The sequence below is a fragment of the Ensifer sp. PDNC004 genome (genome assembly GCF_016919405.1).
GTDB lineage: Bacteria > Pseudomonadota > Alphaproteobacteria > Rhizobiales > Rhizobiaceae > Ensifer.
In genome coordinates, this window is the sequence record NZ_CP070352.1 from 1,742,064 (window position 1) to 1,761,745 (window position 19,682).

General features: G+C 60.3%; 16 protein-coding genes. 4 read left to right on the forward strand and 12 right to left on the reverse strand.

Annotation, left to right across the window (positions count from 1 at the left end):
• Positions 1 to 27: 27 nt before the first annotated feature.
• Genes rfbA through rfbC form a run of 4 tightly spaced genes read right to left on the reverse strand, consistent with a single transcriptional unit; the run spans position 28 to position 3,488 of the window.
• Entirely contained in the window at positions 28 to 891 is an 864-nt protein-coding gene (gene rfbA / locus JVX98_RS07710) for a glucose-1-phosphate thymidylyltransferase RfbA (RefSeq protein ID WP_205237026.1), read from the reverse strand.
• A gap of 21 nt (positions 892 to 912) precedes the next feature.
• Entirely contained in the window at positions 913 to 1,818 is a 906-nt protein-coding gene (gene rfbD / locus JVX98_RS07715; protein WP_205236387.1) for a dTDP-4-dehydrorhamnose reductase, read from the reverse strand.
• Between the two features lies 1 nt (position 1,819).
• Complete coding sequence (rfbB, locus tag JVX98_RS07720; protein ID WP_205236388.1) at positions 1,820 to 2,875, reverse strand: dTDP-glucose 4,6-dehydratase; 1,056 nt, start codon at positions 2,873 to 2,875, stop codon at positions 1,820 to 1,822.
• Positions 2,876 to 2,915: 40 nt separating this feature from the next.
• Complete coding sequence (rfbC, locus tag JVX98_RS07725; RefSeq protein WP_205236389.1) at positions 2,916 to 3,488, reverse strand: dTDP-4-dehydrorhamnose 3,5-epimerase; 573 nt, start codon at positions 3,486 to 3,488, stop codon at positions 2,916 to 2,918.
• 657 nt (positions 3,489 to 4,145) lie between these two features.
• On the opposite strand from rfbC, the gene JVX98_RS07730 reads away from it, so the two are divergent.
• From JVX98_RS07730 to JVX98_RS07740, 3 genes are all read left to right on the forward strand, one after another.
• Positions 4,146 to 4,505, forward strand: a complete 360-nt coding sequence (locus tag JVX98_RS07730) for a hypothetical protein (RefSeq protein WP_205236390.1) — start codon at positions 4,146 to 4,148, stop codon at positions 4,503 to 4,505.
• A gap of 646 nt (positions 4,506 to 5,151) precedes the next feature.
• The gene (locus tag JVX98_RS07735) at positions 5,152 to 6,132 is read left to right on the forward strand and encodes a hypothetical protein (protein WP_205236391.1); all 981 of its coding nucleotides are present in this window, start codon (positions 5,152 to 5,154) and stop codon (positions 6,130 to 6,132) included.
• A gap of 157 nt (positions 6,133 to 6,289) precedes the next feature.
• Entirely contained in the window at positions 6,290 to 6,937 is a 648-nt protein-coding gene (locus JVX98_RS07740; protein WP_246764828.1) for a hypothetical protein, read from the forward strand.
• 386 nt (positions 6,938 to 7,323) lie between these two features.
• On the opposite strand, the gene galU is transcribed toward JVX98_RS07740, so the two are convergent.
• Positions 7,324 to 8,211 (reverse strand): UTP--glucose-1-phosphate uridylyltransferase GalU, encoded by an 888-nt coding sequence (galU, locus tag JVX98_RS07745; RefSeq protein WP_205236392.1) that lies wholly within the window; start codon positions 8,209 to 8,211, stop codon positions 7,324 to 7,326.
• A 972-nt stretch (positions 8,212 to 9,183) separates the two neighbouring features.
• On the opposite strand from galU, the gene thiD reads away from it, so the two are divergent.
• Positions 9,184 to 9,993, forward strand: coding sequence for a bifunctional hydroxymethylpyrimidine kinase/phosphomethylpyrimidine kinase (gene thiD, locus JVX98_RS07750; protein WP_205236393.1), 810 nt, complete (start codon positions 9,184 to 9,186; stop codon positions 9,991 to 9,993).
• A gap of 190 nt (positions 9,994 to 10,183) precedes the next feature.
• On the opposite strand, the gene JVX98_RS07755 is transcribed toward thiD, so the two are convergent.
• The 7 genes from JVX98_RS07755 to JVX98_RS07785 all read right to left on the reverse strand — a co-directional run bounded on the left by JVX98_RS07755 (position 10,184) and on the right by JVX98_RS07785 (position 19,505).
• A complete protein-coding gene (locus JVX98_RS07755) occupies positions 10,184 to 11,455 on the reverse strand; it encodes a glycosyltransferase family 4 protein (protein WP_205236394.1) in 1,272 nt (423 codons plus the stop codon).
• On the reverse strand, positions 11,452 to 13,671 hold the full coding sequence (locus tag JVX98_RS07760; RefSeq protein ID WP_205236395.1) for a hypothetical protein: 2,220 nt from the start codon (positions 13,669 to 13,671) through the stop codon (positions 11,452 to 11,454). The genes JVX98_RS07755 and JVX98_RS07760 overlap by 4 nt, the downstream gene beginning before the upstream one ends.
• 10 nt (positions 13,672 to 13,681) lie before the next feature.
• A complete protein-coding gene (locus tag JVX98_RS07765) occupies positions 13,682 to 14,413 on the reverse strand; it encodes a hypothetical protein (RefSeq protein ID WP_205236396.1) in 732 nt (243 codons plus the stop codon).
• A gap of 10 nt (positions 14,414 to 14,423) precedes the next feature.
• Entirely contained in the window at positions 14,424 to 15,686 is a 1,263-nt protein-coding gene (locus JVX98_RS07770; protein WP_205236397.1) for a glycosyltransferase family 4 protein, read from the reverse strand.
• Entirely contained in the window at positions 15,683 to 16,528 is an 846-nt protein-coding gene (locus JVX98_RS07775) for a class I SAM-dependent methyltransferase (protein WP_205236398.1), read from the reverse strand. Before JVX98_RS07775 ends, JVX98_RS07770 begins: the two co-directional genes overlap by 4 nt.
• On the reverse strand, positions 16,525 to 18,777 hold the full coding sequence (locus JVX98_RS07780) for a glycosyltransferase family 2 protein (RefSeq protein ID WP_205236399.1): 2,253 nt from the start codon (positions 18,775 to 18,777) through the stop codon (positions 16,525 to 16,527). The genes JVX98_RS07775 and JVX98_RS07780 overlap by 4 nt, the downstream gene beginning before the upstream one ends.
• A gap of 68 nt (positions 18,778 to 18,845) precedes the next feature.
• Positions 18,846 to 19,505 (reverse strand): calcium-binding protein, encoded by a 660-nt coding sequence (locus JVX98_RS07785; protein ID WP_205236400.1) that lies wholly within the window; start codon positions 19,503 to 19,505, stop codon positions 18,846 to 18,848.
• Positions 19,506 to 19,682 lie beyond the last annotated feature (177 nt).

Below are 19,682 nucleotides of genomic sequence, written 5' to 3' on the forward strand. Positions count from 1 at the left end.
GGGCGATAGCGGCGTTGTCTTGCGGGCTTAAGACCTCAGTCGGTCGAGCAGGTACTTGCCGTAGCTTGTATTCTTGAAGCTGGCGGCCCTGCGCTCCATCTGTTCGGCAGAAATGTACCCAAGCGAATAGGCGATCTCTTCGAGGCAGGCGATCTTGAAGCCTTGCCGGCGCTCCAGCGTCGCGACGAATTCCGCGGCGTCGAGCAGGCTGTCGGGCGTGCCAGTGTCCAGCCATGCGAATCCCCGGCCGAGCAACTGGACGTTCAACGCCCCACGCTCGAGATATCTGCTGTTCACATCGGAGATTTCGATCTCCCCGCGCGCGGACGGCTTGAGTTCGCGCACGATATCCAGGACGTCGTTGTCGTAAAAGTAGAGCCCGGTCACCGCCCAGTTGGACTTCGGCTGCGCTGGCTTTTCCTCGATGGAGAGTGCCCGCATGGCCCCGTCAAACTCGACTACGCCATAACGCTGCGGATCCGTCACATGGTAGGCAAAGATCGTGGCGCCGGCGCATTCGCCCGCATTCGCAAAGATCTCGCCGATGGAGTGCCCATAGAAGATGTTGTCGCCGAGGATCAACCAGGACTGGTCTTTTCCGACAAACTTGGCACCTATGAGATAGGCCTGCGCGATTCCGCCCGGTTGAGGTTGCTCGGCGTAGGATAGATTCAGGCCCCATTCTGAGCCGTCGCCCAGGAGCCGCTGGAACAGGGGAAGATCGCTTGGGGTCGAGATGATGAGAATATCTCGCACTCCGATCAGCATGAGCGTCGACAACGGATAATAGATCATCGGCTTGTCGTAGATTGGCAGCAGCTGCTTCGAAACAGCCTGTGTCATCGGATGCAACCGCGTTCCGTTACCTCCGGCAAGTATAATGCCCTTCATCGTCACGCCTCGGAATGTCAACTAGGTGTTGGAAAGGATGCGGTCGACAACGCCGCAGACAGAGGCTTGCCAAGGCGGCAAGCGAACACCATGTGCTTGGAAAAGCTTGGAGCAGTCAAGCATCGATTTTGAAGGGCGGATGGCCGGCGTCGGAAACAGCTCGGTCGGGATCGGTTCCACGCGCGCGTTGGGGCCGCCGCTTGCAGCGGAACATTCGAAGATGCGTCGGGCAAACCCGGCCCAGCTCGTGTACCCCGAAGCCGTTGCGTGGAATGTACCGCGATAGGCGAGGGAATCCGATTCGATAAGGTTCCGGGTCACGACGAGGATCGCGTCGGCCAGATCCAATGTCGACGTTGGTGTGCCGATCTGATCATCGACGACCGAAATCGCCGGCTTGTCACGGGCGATCGTCAGCATCGTTTTCACGAAGTTCCGGCCGTAAGGGCTGTAGAGCCAGGCTGTCCGCAAAATTGCGTGATTGCGGGTCGCGCCGCGAACGCCCATCTCACCTTCGCGTTTCGTCAGGCCGTAGACGTTGAGTGGCGCAGTTTCATCGGTTTCCACATAGCCGGTTGGTTTCGTCCCGTCGAAGACATAGTCGGTTGAAAGATGAACGATCGGGACTCCAATCCGATCTGTGATCTCCGCAAGAATGCCTGGCGCCCGACCGTTGACGAACCGAGCAAGCTCCACTTCATTTTCGGCCCGGTCAACCTGAGTGTAAGCTGCCGCGGCGAGCACGGCATCGGGGCTGGCGCTGCGAACCGCGTCTTCGATGCTGTCGGGATCCGACAGGTCGAGTTCCGGCCGTCCTATCGTAACGACCTCGAGATCGGCCCGTGGGTCGGCTCGCTCCACCAGGCTACGCGCCACTTGTCCGTTCCGCCCGATAACGACCAATCTCTTCTTTCGAGCGTTCTGCATGTCAAGGACCGGCGTGCTCGAGTTGCCCGAGCCGTCGGCCGTCGTAGGTCTGGCGTAATGGCCCCCACCACCATTCGCTTTCCAGATACCATCGGATTGTCCTGTCGATCCCGCTCTCGAACGACGTTGCAGCCCGCCAACCCAGTTCCTCCTCCAGTTTGGTTGAGTCCACGGAGTAGCGGAAGTCGTGGCCCGGGCGGTCGTTCACGAAGGTGATAAGTGTTTCGCGGGATTTCTCTTGGGGAAACAGGTGGTCGAGCCTCAAGCAAATCTCCTTCACGACATCGATATTGCGGCGCTCGTTCCTCCCTCCGACATTATAGGTCTCGCCAACGCGTCCTCGCGCGGCGATGATCGCCAAGGCACCGACGTGATCTTCGACGAAGAGCCAATCCCGGACATTTTCTCCTTTACCATAAACTGGCAGCGGCTTACCATCAATTGCGCTCAATATTGTAAGCGGGATCAGCTTCTCAGGGAATTGGAAGGGGCCGTAGTTGTTCGAGCAGTTCGAGACGATGACGGGCAATCCATAGGTTCTGTGCCAGGCCTTCGCTAGGTGATCCGAGGCGGCCTTTGTTGCGGAATACGGCGAACTTGGGTCATAGCTCGTCTGTTCAGTGAAGGCTCCTTCCGCTCCAAGAGACCCGTAAACCTCATCGGTCGAGACATGAAGGAAACGGAAGCGCGCGCCTGCAGGGGCGGAAAGGGATTCCCAATATCCGCGTGCGCACTCGAGCATGTTAAACGTTCCGAGCACGTTGGTATCGAGAAAGTCTCTCGCGCTGGTGATGGATCGATCCACGTGGCTTTCTGCCGCCAGATGCATCACAGTATCCGGGCGGAAGCTTTCGAATACGTGGGCGATCGCCGGGCGGTCGCAGATGTCCGCTTTCACGAACTGGTGGTTTCCACGATCCGAAATCGCGGCAAGCGAGGTCAACGTGCCGGCATATGTAAGTTTGTCGACAGTCATGACTTCGTTGCCCTGAAGAACGAGTTGGCGAACCAGCGCAGACCCAATGAAACCTGCACCACCGGTCACGAGTATCTTCATAGTATTCCCAATGTATCCTTGGCGACGGGCCCAGCGTCGGCTAGCCGCTTGCTTCATCTTCCATGAGGTCGCCGACTAGATCGTCAAAAAGTGGGCGTACTTTGTCCTTTGCGGATAGCACAGCCTCATCGGCGCTGACGGGCCAGGAGATTCGTAATTTGGGGTCATTCCATCGAACACCGCCTTCGTGTGCGGCGCTATAATATTGAGTGACCTTGTAGACAACCCGCGTATCGGGGACCAGCGTGCAGAAACCGTGCGCAAAGCCGGGTGGCACCCAGAGCTGGTGGCCATTGGCTTCTGACAATTCGACCGCCACATGCTGGCCGAAGTTGCGAGAACTCGGCCGGATATCGACGGCTATGTCCAGAATCGCGCCGGCAACGCAGCGGACCAGCTTCCCCTGGCTCTGGGGGCCGCGCTGAAAATGAAGCCCACGTACCGTACCCCGTTCTTTCGACAGGGACTGGTTGTCCTGGATGAAGGACCACTTTCCGATTTCCTGCTCGAAAAGGTTCTGGCGAAACGTTTCGGCAAAATAACCGCGCTCATCTGCGAGGCGTTGAGGCAGAATTAGGACGACGTCCCCTATCGCAGTCGGTTCAAAGCGCATGCGGGTACTCCATACGAATCCATCCCCAGAACGATAGCCGAAGTCCGTCCGTTAGGGAATGCTATCGCCGGCCTGTGATCAGGAAAACAGTCACTTAGCGACAGCAGCTAGGCCTGCGCTGGTTCCATTTAATACTGCGCCGCGGCGAGCGCAGAAGGCCTCTTCAGAAATCGCCGAGTGCGTCGCGTGGCACTGCTGACCGGTCATTCGGGCGGGTGCCCGTGAAAGTTCTCGATCCATCGCAACGGGGCCGTGATGCTCCGTGATCTCGAGATCTTCAGTGCTGCCAGCTCGGCCATGGCACCTCAGCATAAAGACGTCCTACGCTCCCGAGTTGTCGACGCAGGTCTTCGCTGTATGCGGCATCGCTTGTTCGTCTCAGCATATCGCAAGCCAAGTTGGCACTGCACAGAGAATGAAGTGCCAAAGAGAACCCCGTCCTGCAGCAAGAATTTTCGCCGCGTATGCAGGTCGGTCCAAATGTCCGGAGGCGCAGGGCCCCACCCGGTCGGCAAGGAGCGATAGGCTGACAGCCGGTAGCCGGCGACAGACGGACAGAAGAAGTTCCAACGCTCCGAACACATCCGGCGGCAGGTGGCTTTCGTTGGCAAGATCGTCTGCCAGGACCTAAATCGACCCATCAGTCAGAAACTCCGCTTGAAGGAGGTTTCCGAAGTCGACTTTCTCGAGAAGACGGCCGAGGGTGGAGAGGTGGTCCGGAAATCAAAGGTCATCATCTCCAACCTGCGCCACGAACGGGCTTCGTTCCTCCCGCAAGGCGACGTCGAGATGGGCTTCTCCATGCCGCTCACCCTTTTCGAACGGAAAGATCGCAGGCAAAGCCGACAACAACTATCAAACCGCGTCGCCGATCACCAACTCAGCGGTCACCGGCTGACCGCCGTCCGACCGACAAAAATGGGTTTCGCCTGGAAACCAATTCTGCCACGACGGCCACACGCTTCACCATTTGGCGTGGCAACGACAAAGCCGTTCACTTCGGGCAGGCGCGAGTAGTTCTCACAAACCGAGGTGGCGCGTTTTTGCCAGGGCGTCGACCTAGTTTGCGGGAGAGGAAACTGCGACGTATACGTCAGCGCCCTATGCCTACAGATCGCAAAAGATATGCTTGCCCCAACGTGCGAAACCGACCAGACCGATAGAAGTCATCTTTCACTTCACCTTTTGAGAGTGCTGTCCGAGGAACAGATTACGCATTTCGCCATAGCTCGGCGCCAGTTGTCCCAACTTGACACCTTCGGCGGATAGCCAGAAATAGCTGGATACGTGCCCGGCCTAACTAGACCGATGCGCCGACCATAAGCTACATCTGTCGTCGGGGCAGGCACAGTTGCCTTGAGGACCCATGAAAGACCTCTCTGAAGGGATAGGATTTCAGAGTGAACGGTTTCGTTGAACGCTGGCGTCGAGAGCCGCATGTCGGTTTGAATCGTCGACTGTACGCACAAGATCAATTGCCATGACCCTTGGCCGTAGCCAGCTGGAACGCTGGATCGAAGGCCGACTGCCCCGGCCGGTCGTGACTGGAGTAACGGGTGCGCGGCGTTTCCCGCGACGACCGATAAAACGCATCGTACTGTTGGGTAGGTTACCGAATCCAACCTATGACTATTACTTCGCCGGACGGCTTGCGGCAGATGGGATGCCGCCCTACGACGTAGTGGATATTCGTGAAGGCGAGCCGACGTCGATCGATCCCGAGGGCGCATTCCTGATCGTCTGTCGATATGCCACGCGCCCCGTGCTGGCATGGATCGAGCGCAACGCCGGTCAACTGGCCGGCGTTGTCCTCTTCATCGATGATGATATCCCCGCGGTCGTCACTGGACGCGATGCAACGCTAGGCTATCGCCTGTTCCTCTCGTTCCGAGCATTATGGCCGCTGCGGCGGTTGAACCCTCAACTTGATGCTGTTTGGACATCGACCGCGCCGTTGGCGGGTACGTTGGCGACGAGGAATGTGTCGGTTCTGCCTCCGGCGCCTGCGAGGTATCTATGGCAGCGCAACCCAAACGTTTCTCCCGTTATGGCCGCCGACCGCTCTTCCGGCATACTAATCGCATTTCATGCGACTGCTGTTCATCGCGAAGAGCACCGCTTCCTTCGTCCCATCATCCGAGCCGTCTTGGACCAGAGGCCGCAAGTCCGCTTTGAAGTCTTTGCCGATGAAAAGGCTGCCGTTCTCTGGAAAGGGATCGACCGCGTGTCCATTCGCAAGCCGTTGCCGTGGGCGGCCTATCTAGCGGATGGACAAGCTCGTACGATCGATATCATGCTGGTTCCACTATCGCCTTCAAGGGAAAATGATAGTCGCGCGCCAACGAAGCGGATCGATGTGGCGCGATATGGGGCGGCAGGCATATTCTCTGCCAGCTTTGCCTATGGCGAACCAGATGATAGCAATGAGCTGCGTCTCCCCTACGACCCGGAGGCATGGAGGAATTCAATTCTAGTTTTGATTGACGACGAGGCTATGAGGCAGAGGGCAGCGGCCATCACTAGCGCTCTAGCAGCTGAAATGGGGGGGCGCGCGGAATCGGGTATTCCTGATCTGTTTCCGGATCTAAGTAGAGGGGGCAGATCTGCCCTGCATCCTGTAAATGGAGTTCGCGGCAGAGGATAGTCAGGGGCCCCGCGGAATACCGTCGGAACCTCGGAATTGCAGCATAAGCAGTCCAAGAATTCGTCCGCACCTCCCGCATTGCCTCAAGCAAAATGTTGCCGATAGTGTTGATACTCCCGATGGGACGGCCATGGTTCGCTGTACCGGCTTGGGGGGGATGGATAACACGGAACTGGTTGAGGCGATCATCGAACGATATCGATCGAGCTGTCGGGCGGACAAGCAAAGGATCCTAGATGAGTTCGTCGCAGTTACCGGAGATCACCGCAAATATGCTGGCCGATATGGTCCCGTGGTTCGGGATGCGCTGATTGCTCTGTGGGAAGCATCCGACCGCCTCTGCCCGAAACGTCTGAAGCCGCTGATCCCGATTTTGCTTCCAGCCTTTGAGCGTCACGGCCGGCTCGATCTGAGTAGCGAGCTTCGCGATAAGCTACTGACCGTCAGCGCGGCGACGATGGACCGGTTGCCGTCAGAGATACGTGTGGCGGCCCGCGGTGGCCAGCGTCAGCGCACTGGAATGAGTTCTGCTGTTCGCCGGTCGGCCCCGGTGCGCACCTTCGGGGACTGGAACGATCCGCTGCCCGGTTATGTCGAGGTCGACTTCGTGGCGTATTCGGGAACCTTTTCGTCCGATAGTTTCGTGCAGACGATGGTGCGACCGATGACGCTATCGGCTGGACCGAGGGCGTGCCAGGCCGCACGCGCGAAAGCGGTCTCGTTATCGCTGTCCTCAATCAGGCCCGCTCGCTGTTTCCATTCCCGCTGCTGGGCGTGGAGTTCGACAACGATAGCGCCTTCATGAACGAACGTGTGGTCTGTTGGTGCGGAGGTCAGGGGGTAGAGGTGACCCGTTCGCGAGCGAAGACGGCGCGATCGTGCGACGGCTAGTCGGTTGCGGAAGGCTCGTCGGCGCGGAGGCGAGGGTTGTCCTTGGGCGTCTCTACGACATCGCGTGCCAGTGCCTGCTGGCAGCCGCAGCGCAGAACATCAAAAAGATCGCCATGGCGATGAGCAAAGCGCCAAAGGGCAGCATCGCGTAAGCCAACGCACCCTTCGTTCTCTCCGACAAATCAAACCACAACAAAAATGCCTGACCAAAAACAAAACCCGCCGAAAATATCGACGGATTTGTCAGTGGTCTGGCAGCGACTATTGGGCGCGCGCTTTGCAAATTGGAAGTGAATCCGATTACTTCACACGACTGAGCAGCGACTTCAGCGGACCTTCGACGGTCGGGCGGATGTCGCCGCGTTCCAGCGCAAAGGCAACGTTTGCCAAGATGAAGCCATCCTTGGCGCCACAGTCATAAGTATCGCCACGGAAGTGATAGGCGGCGAACTGCTGGTTGTCGGAAAGCTTGAGCATGCCGTCGGTCAGCTGGATCTCGTTGCCGGCGCCGCGCTCCTGCTTTTCGAGGATAGGGAAGATCTCCGGTTGCAGGATGTAGCGGCCGTTGATGAAGAAGTTTGACGGGGCCGTGCCCGGTGCCGGCTTCTCGACCATCTTGGTGATCTTGAAACCGTCGCCTACCTTGTCGCCGACGCCGACGATGCCGTATTTGTGGGCCTGGTCCGGTGCGCATTCCTCGACGGCGATGACATTGCCGCCGCTCTGCTCATAGAGCTCCACCATGCCCTTGAGGCAGCCCTTTTCGCCCTTCATGATCATGTCCGGCAAAAGCAGCGCAAAGGGCTCGTTGCCGACGAGATCGCGGGCGCACCAGACCGCGTGGCCGAGGCCGAGTGGCGCCTGCTGGCGGGTGAAGCTGGTCGTGCCGGCCTTCGGCAGGATACCGTCGAGCAGCGCGATTTCGGCCTTCTTGTTGCGCTCGCGCAGGGTCTGGTCGAGTTCGACCTGGATGTCGAAATAATCCTCGATGACCGCCTTGCTGCGGCCGGTGACGAAGATCAGGTGCTCGATACCGGCTTCCAGCGCTTCGTCGACCACATATTGAATGACCGGCTTGTCCACCACCGTCAGCATTTCCTTCGGCACGGCCTTGGTTGCCGGCAGGAAACGGGTTCCCAGTCCTGCGACCGGGAACACGGCTTTGCGGACTTTACGCTTGTCGGTCATCGATACCTCCTTGATAGGTCTAATCAAATGTGTTTCATGAATGCGCATACCACTCGAATGTCCGGGTGTCTCTACAAACCAGAAAGAACTGGACTGTCGCGGGAAGCGTGACAGAAAAAAGATCTAGGGTTGATCCCGTGGTCGATCTTATTGCTGTTGCTGAGCGAAATAGTGCAACGCCTGGGAGGCGCTCAACGTAGATTTCGCCCTCGTGCTCTCTGGCAGAGGCTCACCCAATGCCAAGTCTGGAGCAAGGCGTAACAAAAGCTGATGAAGGGCCCGCCATATAACCAGATGGCTTGTAGGCGAGGATCGCTAGGGGCCATAAGCCCAAATAAGGCTATAATTGCATGTAGTGGAATGCAAACGACTAAAGAGAGAACGAAGCCGAATACGATTCCGACAAGGAAAACGAAAGTGGCTGATACAATCATGGCGGAAGCATCGTCGCAGTTTTTTTCATTCCCTCGCAGACGTAAGTGATTGTTCGCTGGGCAGACGCCTGTCGACAACGTGCTCTCGTATGCAAGAATGCTTCGATAGCTATTATAAACATTTCGATCGAAAATTCCGTCAATTACCGTTCCCTGTGGCGGGCGATTTGCTGTGTATTTTGTTTTAGTAAGTGAATTTAGCATCCCTAGCAGCAATAGAAAAGAACACGGATGTTTTCGAAATCGCCGCCGTCCATTGCCTGAAAGGGGTCTTGATGCCACTCTATAACCTAATCTGAGTCGGGTTGTGCAGGAATAGCACTGATTTTTCGGGCCCTGCACTTCATCCGGATCTGTCTAGTATTCTGATTGGAAATGTACCGCCGGTACGTTCTTTCGAAGTGGCCATTTTTTTGATTTGTCGATTTCTTCGGGCTCATTCCAAACTTCCTCATCAAGGTCTGCGCTCGCAATCTGTTGGCGGACCGAGTACTGGGGTGCTTGTCAAACGCCTCTTACTCACTAGGCGGAGGGATGCATGACCGCCATCGCTGTTACCATCGCAGGCTCGGATTCCGGCGGCGGGGCCGGCATCCAGGCAGATCTGAAGTCGTTTTCGGCGCTTGGGGTCTATGGCGCCAGCGTGATCACGGCCATCACTGCGCAAAACACGAGAGGTGTTATGGCGGTTGAGGATATCTCTCCAGCCGTCGTCACCGCTCAGATCGATGCCGTGTTTTCGGATCTCGCAGTTGGTGCGGTTAAGATTGGCATGGTGTCTCGCCAGGAGACCATTGCGGCGATCGCGTCCGGTCTGAAGCGATACGGGCATTTGGCTGTCATCGATCCAGTGATGGTTGCTACCTCCGGTGACGTGCTGTTGCGCCCGGATGCGATCGCGACGCTCAAGGAGGAATTGCTGCCGCTTGGGCACATCGTGACACCGAACCTGCCCGAAGCGGCACTGATGACAGGCCGCGGCATAGCCGAGAGCGAGACGGAGGCGTCACGCCAGGCGGAGGCGCTCCTGAAGCTTGGTGCACGCGCCGTGTTGATGAAAGGAGGGCATTCCAGAGGCGACGAAGCAGTTGATATCCTCTTCAACGGGGACACCCCCTTGCGCTTGTCGCGCCCGCGGGTGGAAACTAGAAACGATCATGGCACAGGCTGTACGCTGTCTGCGGCAATCGCTGCCGGCCTTGCCCGTCGACAGAGGCTTCAGGACGCGGTTATCGCCGCCAAGGCCTACCTGCATGAGGCGCTTGTTGCCGCAGCAGAGCTCAAAATCGGGCAAGGACGGGGACCGGTTCACCACTTCCATCAGTGGTGGAGCCCGAACGGCAACTAATCCGATACCCGCGCCCTGTACCAGTTCCACCGTTCAACTCGTCTTTTAAAAGATCAGGTCATTCCATTGTTTAATATAAGCAATGAACTGATCAATGAGGTTGGAAGTTCGACGCTTGAAGTTGCAGGATGAGTGATGGAGCCGTGCCTTGCGTTTCGGTTCAGGCCACAGCAGTGCTTGGGTGAACCGGCTACTCCTCTTTGAGCAGTTTCCGATAAAGCGCGACGTGTTCGCGACCGCAGTCGACATGGCTCATCGGCCGCCTGAGGGTTGCCCTAAGGTTGTCCCATGATAGCGGCGTGCTCAGCACGTCGATCAGCCGATCAGCAAGGTCTTGTGCGCTGCCGGCGCGGAAGTGATAGCCGTCCAGGCGGTCGCGGACCTTTTCTGCCATGCCGCCGATGTCGGAGCAGAGGATCGGCCGGTCGTGATGTAGTGCCTCCTGGATAACGACGGGCGAATTTTCCCACCAGACCGAGGGCATGACCACCCAGTCGACCGAGCGCATCAGCTGCGGCATGTCCTGGTTCTGATAGGCGCCGTAGAAGCGGACGCGGCGACCGGCGTCCTCGATCAGTTTGGCCACCTTCTCCTGATAGTCCTTCGGCTGACGCTCGAGGTTGCCGCCGAAGATCATCAGCGAGGAATCATCGCCCCAGATGTCGTCGGGCACGCGCGAGACCGCGTCGATCAGCACGTGGACGCCCTTGAACGGCGTCATCTGCCCGAAATAGGCAAAGCGGTTGCGCCGGGCCGTCGGTGACGGCAGCTCGCGGGCGGGCGCCTTGTCGCCCATGACGATGCCATTTTCTATGACGAAGATCTTTGCGGCTTCGAGCCCCCACTCGACATAGCGATTGGCGAGAAAGGCACTCGGCGCGATGAAAGCGTCGGCGAGATTGAGCATGCCGCGCACGAACTGTTCGCGGCGAACGAACCTCGATACCGGGATTTCGGGGAAACACGTGTGGCAGCTGATCGGCGAGGCGCCGTTGCAAAGCTGGCCCGAGGGGCGTTTCACCATTTGCCCGTGATTGTGGCAGATCGGCAGATACTCATGGAACGTAACGACGATGCGCGCCTTGGGCAGGGCATCACGCACTGCGTAGAGCGCTTCCATGCCGAAGCCGAGGATATGATGGAAGTGAACGACATCAGGCTTGATGTCGCCGACGAAGCGCAGGAGGTCGCGGCGGATCGCTTCCGTATCGCCATTGGAGAGGAAGAAATGGTCGAAGTCCTCGGCATGGTAGAGCACTTCGTCCATGGAGAGACGCAGGCTCATCAGCGCGGAGGCGCCATGGCGCGGAACCGGATTGCCGACGCGGGCGAGGTAGATCGATTCCACACCCGACAGGCCGTTCAGCGCCTTGTGAAGACCATGCGAAGCAATTTCCGCCCCCCCAAGCGAATGGGTCGGGTGGCCATGGGAGACCACGAGTACGCGGAGTTTTTCGCTCATGCGCCAGCCTCTTCGGAAAATGTTCTGGCAGTTTCGGAGGCGGGCATCCATCGGCCGCGGAACAGCGTCCGATCGACACGCTCTACGAACCGGGCTGTGGCGGCAGAGCCCGCTCCGGGCATGTCGTCCGATCCGACCATCTGCAGGGAAGGAAGCCAATAGGCCTCGTAGCCCTTTCCGCTCAGGCGAAGGGCAAGATCGAGCCCCTTCAGTGCTGCGCCGAGATAGGTCGGCGACAGGCCCGCGTCCTCCAACAGCGCTTCGCGCGGTAGGATGCAGCAATCGAGCGATGCGGCTGCAACCCTCGTCAGCTTCAGACGATTGACGGCGCCGACGGGATAGCCGGCGTAGCGGCTCGATTGCAGATGGTCGGGGCGATCGAGCGACGTGCTGCCGGCCCAGCGGATAGAGTGATCTTCATAGGCAAGGGTTGGCGAAATGATGCTTCCCGTCTTTGCCTCGTAAGCGCAAACGAGTGCCTGATACCACCCGGCATTGGCTGGCGTCAGCGACGCGGTAAGCAGGATGACTGCATCGCTGTTCGTGCTCCCAGCGGCCGCTTGCGCCAGGTCGCATGCATCACCGGCGCCTTCGACGGAGACGAGCCGCAGCGGCAAGCGATAGAATTCGGAGAGTTGACGGATGTGGACCGCGTGCCTTCGGAACCCCTCGGCCTGGAGCACGAGCGCGATCGGCGCACGACGGGTTTGGGGATCAAGCGCGAGCAGCCCCAAAAGCGGTGCGAAGTCCGTCTCGGCTTCTCCTGCGATAAGAAGGATGGCGGTACCCTCAGCCTGGTCGAAGGGGCCCATGTCGACAACGGTCTCGATGGTCGGTGCGGTGCTGCGCGCCGCCGTCAGGAAAGGGACGATCTGCCGGTCGATAATATCGGGCAGGGCCCAGCTTGTCGGATCGATCGAGCCAAGCAGCCGCAAGGCGGCGGCGCGGGCCGGCAGCCGCACCGGGAAAAGTGGCATATAGGCGCGGCGGGCATCGCGAAGGGTGAGCTCGAGGTGAACTGGTCCATCCGCCTCGCCGCCAAGCGCCTCGACCTGAGCGATAAAACCATGGGACCGGTGGTGACCGGAAATCGCGCTTCTGAACTCCGGGCGATCGACGAAGGCCTCTTCCACGTCGGACCGTTCGGTCCGGGTCCAGCCTGCATCCAGCCGCGCTCTGCCGCCCTGGCGGCAAAGCCGCACGCTTTCCACATGGCCTTCCGCGTCCAAAAGCCAGCCCGAAATCAGGAAGGCACCATCCTCACCCTGGTAGAGTGCATCCACGCCAAGGCGGACAGGAACCGGAAGGCTCGAGATCGTCTCGGTGCCATCGTATCCGCTCGCGGCATCGCGCAGGCGAAGCATGACCTGCGGCGAGCTCTGGCTCTGGAGCAGCATCGCGCGGATATGGCCGGGCGTATCGAGCGGACCGGTCACCACCCGGCGTTCGTGGAGCCCGGCATACCGCCAGGCGCCGCGGCCGCGATAAAATATGCCCTTGATGTCGCGTGCGCGGGGTAGGTCGTTTGCGGACAGCAGGCCGACAAAGCCGGCCGAGCCGTCAGGCGCGTCGTTGCGCTGGAAAATGGCGACGTTGCATTCGGCAAGGAAGGTATCGTCGCTCCTGACGATCGCCCGGCAGACGCCGGCAGGCAGGTCGTGCGCCCATCCTTTCAGGGCGATGGTGCCGTCATGGCCCTCGCCGAGGAGCTCGATGTACCCGTCGCTCGCAGCTCCCGTCTTGAGAAGGGTCGTGATGGCTGCGAGCCGTTGATCGGCATGCGGCGGCTTGATCAGCACGTCGACCAGGCGACCGAGCACGTGTAACAGTTGCGGACCGGCGATATCCTTCAGCATCGCCGTGACTTCACCAATCGAAGCGGCGCGTGGCGCGACCATGTAGCGCTTGCCGTTACCCGCCGTGCCGAAGCGCAGGGTCGTCGGCAGACGATCAGAGCCATCGAGCGGTAGAAGCGCGGCAAAGCCATGCGTGGTGGAAGCCTGAGGTGCCGCCAGCCGCCAACCGACGACCGACGCCATGACCTGGCTTGACGCATCTTCATTGATCTCGACCGGCAACTGATCGGCCATCGGGCCACCGGTACCGATAACGAGAAGCATTGTTTCGTCGATCGGGCAGGCGATAATGCGCCCACCGCGCGCAATACGGCCAAGCGGTGCAGGGCTTGCGGAAAGGCTGAGTTCCGTACTGGGCATGAGATGGGCCTCAGGTCCGAAGGAAGACGGAAAGGATCGCGCCTGCCGCAAAGCCTGCAAGGACAAAGAGAAGCAGAAACGCCGGCTTCAAATCGCCGTTCGAGCGCTGCTTCAGTGCGTTGAGGCTCTTTTCCATACTCGCGATTACACCGTCGAGCCGCATCAGATGAACGTCGAGATCGGTCAGTCGCTGGGTGATTTCTCCGCGGAGGTTCGCGACATCGTCGCTGATTGCTGCAAGTCCGGGGCTTTCGGCTTCATCGCCGTCGTCAACTTTCGACCGCAGGGCGGAACGCTGCGAGACCTGCAATTGCCTTTGCGCTGCCATCAGCACGTCGAGCTTGTCGAGCACTTTTGCAAGTGGCGCCGCAATCAGCGCCTCAGCGGCCTGTTCGTCGGGCTTGGGAACACGAAGCGGCAGTTCGCCGCCTTTGCCGGTCGCCGCAAGCACGACGAGTTCGCCGCTGCGCGCGCTCGCCATCTCAGGCAACGCGATTTCAAACGCGTGGTTGCCGTCGCCAATGCCGTTGCGCTTGAGATCGGGCCGGTTGCGGTCGGCGAGCGCCTCGGCGATCACCTTGCCGTCGAGAAGCACGCGAATGGCAAGCCGCTTTTCCGGGGTTTCAGGGTCGAATGCCCAGCCGAAGACGCGGCCCTGGTCGATCGCGTCCACGCGGCCCTTCAGCGGCTTTGCATTGTTCTGCTCCGGTGCGACGTCCGGTTTGTCGGCTGCTACAGACATGGTCTTCCCTCTAGGCGGCGGCGGTTTCTCGGGGCTCGATCGCGTCGATGAGCGTGAGATAGCGCCGGGCAGTGGTATCGATATCGTTGGGCTTGCGGGCATTGGCCGAAAGGCGGCGCCGAAGGTCAGGGCTTTCCGCCATGCGGCGCATGGCGGCAGCCAGCGCACGCGGATCGTTTGGCGAAACGGTGATGCCGTTGACGCCGTCCTGCACCATTTCGGCCATCCCGCCGATATTGCTGGCGATCACCGGTTTACGCTGGGACTGGGCCTCGCCGATGACCAGCGGTGCGTTCTCCCACCAGATCGAAGGCACAATGGTGCAGTCGACCGCAGCAATGAGGCCGCCGATGTCCTCGCGCCTGTAGGCGCCGCGCTGCTGGACGGAAGGCGCCGTCTTCTTGAAGAGCCGGGCGATCTCGTCCTTGAAGCTGTCGGCCTGGAAGGGCGCGCCCCCATGCACCCGCAGCTCAAAACGCAGGCCCTCGTCGATCAACTGCCGCGCAGCCTCGAGAAGCACGGACGTGCCTTTCCAGGGGTTGAGATTGCCGAAATAGCCGAAGACCGGCCGATCGTTCTCCGGCTGGCCCTTGCGCGGCGGCGCGTCCCGTGGCGGCAGGCCGTTGGCAATCACGTCGATTTGGTCGCCGTTAAGACCCCAGTCGATGAAACGTTGCCTCAGAAACTGGCTCGGCGAGATGAAGCGATCGACGGTTCTGAGCAACGCTTTCAGATGCTGCTCGCGCAACACGAAACGATCGAGCGGAATGTCCTTGAAACAGCTATGGCAACGGTCGGGGCTCGACTTGTGACAAAGCTCCTTGCCGCTTGTGCGCACCATCAGCCCTTCGTGATGGCAAAGCGGATAGTAGTCGTGCAGGGTCATCACGATCCGGCAGTCGGGCAGGGTGCGGCGGACGATGTGCGGAAACTCCGCTCCAAGCAGCAGGAGATGGTGGATGTGAACCACATCCGGCCGGAAATCGCGCAAAAGCTCGGTGAGGTCGGGCACGACGCCATAGAGGTCGATCTGGCTCATGAAGAAGCGATCGAAATGGCCGGACCACAACAGCACTTCGTCGCCTTCTGGGCCGATCGCCTGAAAGCTCGTGCCGGGCCGCACCTGGCGATGGGTCTGGTTGGTGGCGCCGAGGAAGAGCGCCTCGTGACCGGCCCGCTGATAGGCACGGAAGAGGTCGTGCGCGAAAATCTCCGTGCCGCCGGGGTGGAGCGCCGGATGATTGTGCGCGGCGACCAGAATGCGCTTCTTCATCCGCTCACACTCCTGCGTTCGGCGACGAAGACATCCTGGTAGTGACCGGCACTTTGACCTCGCCAGTGACCGAGCGATTTCAGGACCGTCGTGAAACCTGCTCGCTCCAGCGCCCGGTCGAGGAAGCCGTCGTCGAAACCGACGGCGGCAAGCGGCGGCAGACCGGGCACGAACCAGCAGGGGCCGTCGCCGCTGCGAACGAAGGCAAGGCGGGGATCTCGCCGGCCGTGTTCATCCTTCGCGGCGATGCCGTCGACCACGAAGGCCGTAACGAAAAGCCGCCCGCCGGGCTTCAGCATCCGGTTGATCTCGCTGAAATAGACGAGCACTTCGTCCGGCGGCAGATGGGTGACGATCGACGTCATGATGGCGAAGTCGAACTGGCGATCCGGGTAAGGCAGCTTCAGCGCCTTGCCGTTGATCCTGCCTGACGGGTTGTAGAGTTCGTGGGCGATGTCGACATGCTGGAAGGTGAAATTCGGATAGACCGGCGTGACGGATTGACGGCACCAGGTGACGCCGTCTTCCACCGGGTCGATACCGACATAGCGCCCGTGATCGCTATCGAGATACTGCGTCAGCGGAACGGCCATGCGACCGATGCCGCTGCCAATGTCGAGCACGCTGCTTTTCGGCTGTAATCCGCCCATGCGGATGAAGTGGCCGAGAAACTCCGCGCCGACAGCCCGGTAGTTGCCATCTCCGACGAAGACGCTGTTTTGGTCCGGCTGCGGCAGGAAACGATTGGTGAGAACCGCCTGAAGCATGCCTTCGATACGGTCTTCGTTCTGTTGCCAGGCCGGCTGCAGGTTGTCTACGTGGCGAAGTGCGGGCTGGTTCATGCGGCGCTCCTGGCGGCAGGCTTACGGGTGCTCGGCGCTGCCGCCTCTTCGGCGCCGAGGTAGGATGGCATCAGGGTGGTAATGTCTTGGTTCCAGCGCTCGGTATGCAGCCATGCATTGTACTGGCTGGCGACGCCGCGCGTGTAATCCTGGCTGCGGCTGATCGAGCGCCGCTCCAGATGGTAAAGACAGGCTGCCGGCTCATAAACGATATCGAAGCCGGCTTGCCGGATCTTGAGGCAGAGATCGCTGTCCTCGTAGTCGCCGATCACGAAGTCCTCGGCATAGCCGCCGACGAGGCCCCACACCTCCTTGCGCATCACCTGGCAGGCGCCGGTGACGCCGGGCACGCTGCGCATTTCCTGCGCCGGCGCATAGGCGCCCGGCATGCCCTTATAGAAATGGTGATTAAGCCAGATGTCCTGCTTGTTGCGGGCAAAATAGAGGCCCGCATGCTGCAGCGAGCCGTCCTCGAACAGCAGTTTCGGGCCGATGGCGCCGATCGACTTTTCCTTCAGCACCGGCAGCGCAAGCTTTTCCAGCCAGCCGGCCCCGCAGGGAACGACGTCCGAGTTGAGCATGACGATGACAGAACCGCGGGCAAAGCGTGCGCCGGCATTGCAGGCGCGGGCATAGCCGCCGTTGCGGTTCATCACCACGAGCTTCATCGAAAGCCCGTGAAGCAGATGGAAACCACCGAGCAGGTGTTCCGTCTCGTCGTGGATCTCCGGGGAATCGAGCACGTAGATGATCTCGGCGTTGGCCGCGACGAAAGGGTCGGTCGCAAGTCCCGACAGCTGGAAGCGCAGGAAGTCGAGCACCCGGTAGAGGGGAACGACGATCGAGATGAGAGGCGCGGCCATCATCGGGCCGAAGTCCTTGGTCTGGTCGACCCTGATCGTCTTGCCAAGCCGCTGCTCCACGTCTCTCAGCGCCGGCGCAAGGATCGTGCGGAATGCCTGATCGTTGGCGTGCTGGGGCGGAACGGCACGCAGGATGCGATTGCGTTGCGTTGCAGGATCGAAGGGTTGCGGTTTTGGCACCAGCGGCTTGACTGCGCCGGACGCCAGCCGCAACTGGAAGCGCGGCTGGAGAAGGGGGCCAAGCGGTTCGCCCATCGGCAGCCAACTGACAAAACCGGTCACGTCGGTCTTGGAGCCGTCCTCGGCGCCGCGGGCCCAGCCCGGAAATTCATACCAGTTGCCATCGAGCGGCAAGGCCGTGCCGTCTTCCTGGAGGTAGTCGATGCCGGCAAGGACGCCGTTTGCGTCGCGTGTCCAGCCGCCGACGAGCAGACCTTCCGACATGGCAAGGGCGAGGTCGATCTCGGCACCCGGATGGAGAGCGGACTTGCCCGCCTGTCTTGCCGGCAGCGCGGAGCGAAGCTGCAGGTCGATCGCAAGAGCCGTGCCGCTTTCCGGAACCTCGCTCAAGGACCGGACGACGAACTCGCGCAAGCCCGCCGCCGCGCCGTGCTCGGGCCACCATTGCTGGAGGTTGGGATAGCGGGAACCGCGCGGCGAAAGCTCGCGCACGGCGATACCGCGCTTTCCCATGATGATGAGCGAGAGCGCTTGGGGCGCGCGCGGCGATTCAAGAATGAAATGGCAGCGGCGCTGGCCGCGCTCGGTTCGGCCGGTTACGGCGAATGGCTGCGGCAGCGGCAAGATTGCTTCGGCGCCGAGCGCATAGATCGCGTTGATGTCGCCGAGTTCGGCGTTGACGGTCGTCTCTGCCAGATAGCGCCCATGCGCGAGACGACAGGCGATGGTTGCGGGGCGCTGCCCAAGGTTCAGGGCGTGGATCACGTCATCGACGAGCCCGATAAAAAACTCGTCGCGCGACAGACGAAACGCGCTTCGCCAGACCGTCAGCAGATTGTTGAGAAACTTGAGACGACCTTCGGGCTGGAGATCGGAAAGCTGGGCCGCCAGATCGAGGAAGGCGAGCTTGGCGGTCGGTTCCAGAACCACCGTCTGCAGAACCTCGCCGTCCGCCGCGATTTCGGCGAGCTCGCGCTCGTTTCCGGGGCGCATCGCCCAGAAGATCCGCTGGCCCCCTTGGGTGCGCGGAAGCGCCATGCTGACGAGAGGTACGAGGGAGCGCGACGCGGAAAGGGCGTATTTGGTCTTTGCCGAGAGTTCGGAAGGTGCGTCCCAGATCAGCACAGCAACGTCGAAGCCGAGCCTGAATGCTGCGGCGCTTGTGAAGTCGAGGCCGAAGCTTCTGATACGGTCGTCTGCCGTCACGCGCTACTCCTGAAGGACGAAAAGGGAAGGCGCGCCCCACGGGAGGAAGTGGGGCGCACCAGTCAATCTCAATGGATCGTGAAGTAGTGGTTCGGGTTCGCCTGGATATCGTCGGCATCCGCATTGACGAGCGTCAGCATATCGCCATGGCCGAAGTCGATGACCACGTTGCCACCAACCTGGGTGACGCGCGATGCCAGATCTTCCGGCGACGAAATGTCGAGGCCGTTGATGTCCTTAGAAATCTGCAGAAGGTCTTCGCCGGGCGTGAAGTCGAGGATGACGTCGTTGCCGCCGCCGCCGTCGAACACGAACACGTCGCTGCCTTCCCCGCCGGTCATGACGTCGTCGCCCTGGCCGCCGTTGATGATGTCGTTGTCGGCACCACCGAACAGGATGTCGCTGCCTCGGCCGCCCATCAGCAGGTCGCTGCCGCCGCCGCCAATGAGAATGTCGTTCCCGTTGTCGCCGTAAAGCAGGTCATCACCCTGGCCGCCGAACAGAACGTCGTTGCCGTTGTCGCCATGGAGAACATCGTCGCCCCAGCCGCCGAACAGGGTATCGCTGCCGTTACCGCCGAACAGCATGTCATCACCTTCGTCGCCGAAAATGGTGTCGTCGCCATTGCCTCCGTTCACGAAGTCATCACCAGCGCGAGCATGGATGAAGTCGTCGAAGCGTGAGCCAAAAAGGGCGTCATCATACGCGCCGCCTTCCAACGTGGCCATATGCTACTCCTCTTAGTTGTTGCTTACGTCATCTTGGTTGTTGCTTGCGCTCATCCCCGGTCTCAAACCGGTGGCGAGCGCGGCGACATTGCACTGCAAAAAAACATATGGCAACAGCAAAAAAGAAATAAAATCAGATGTACTGTATTATTGTCTGCTACCTACGATGTATATCGT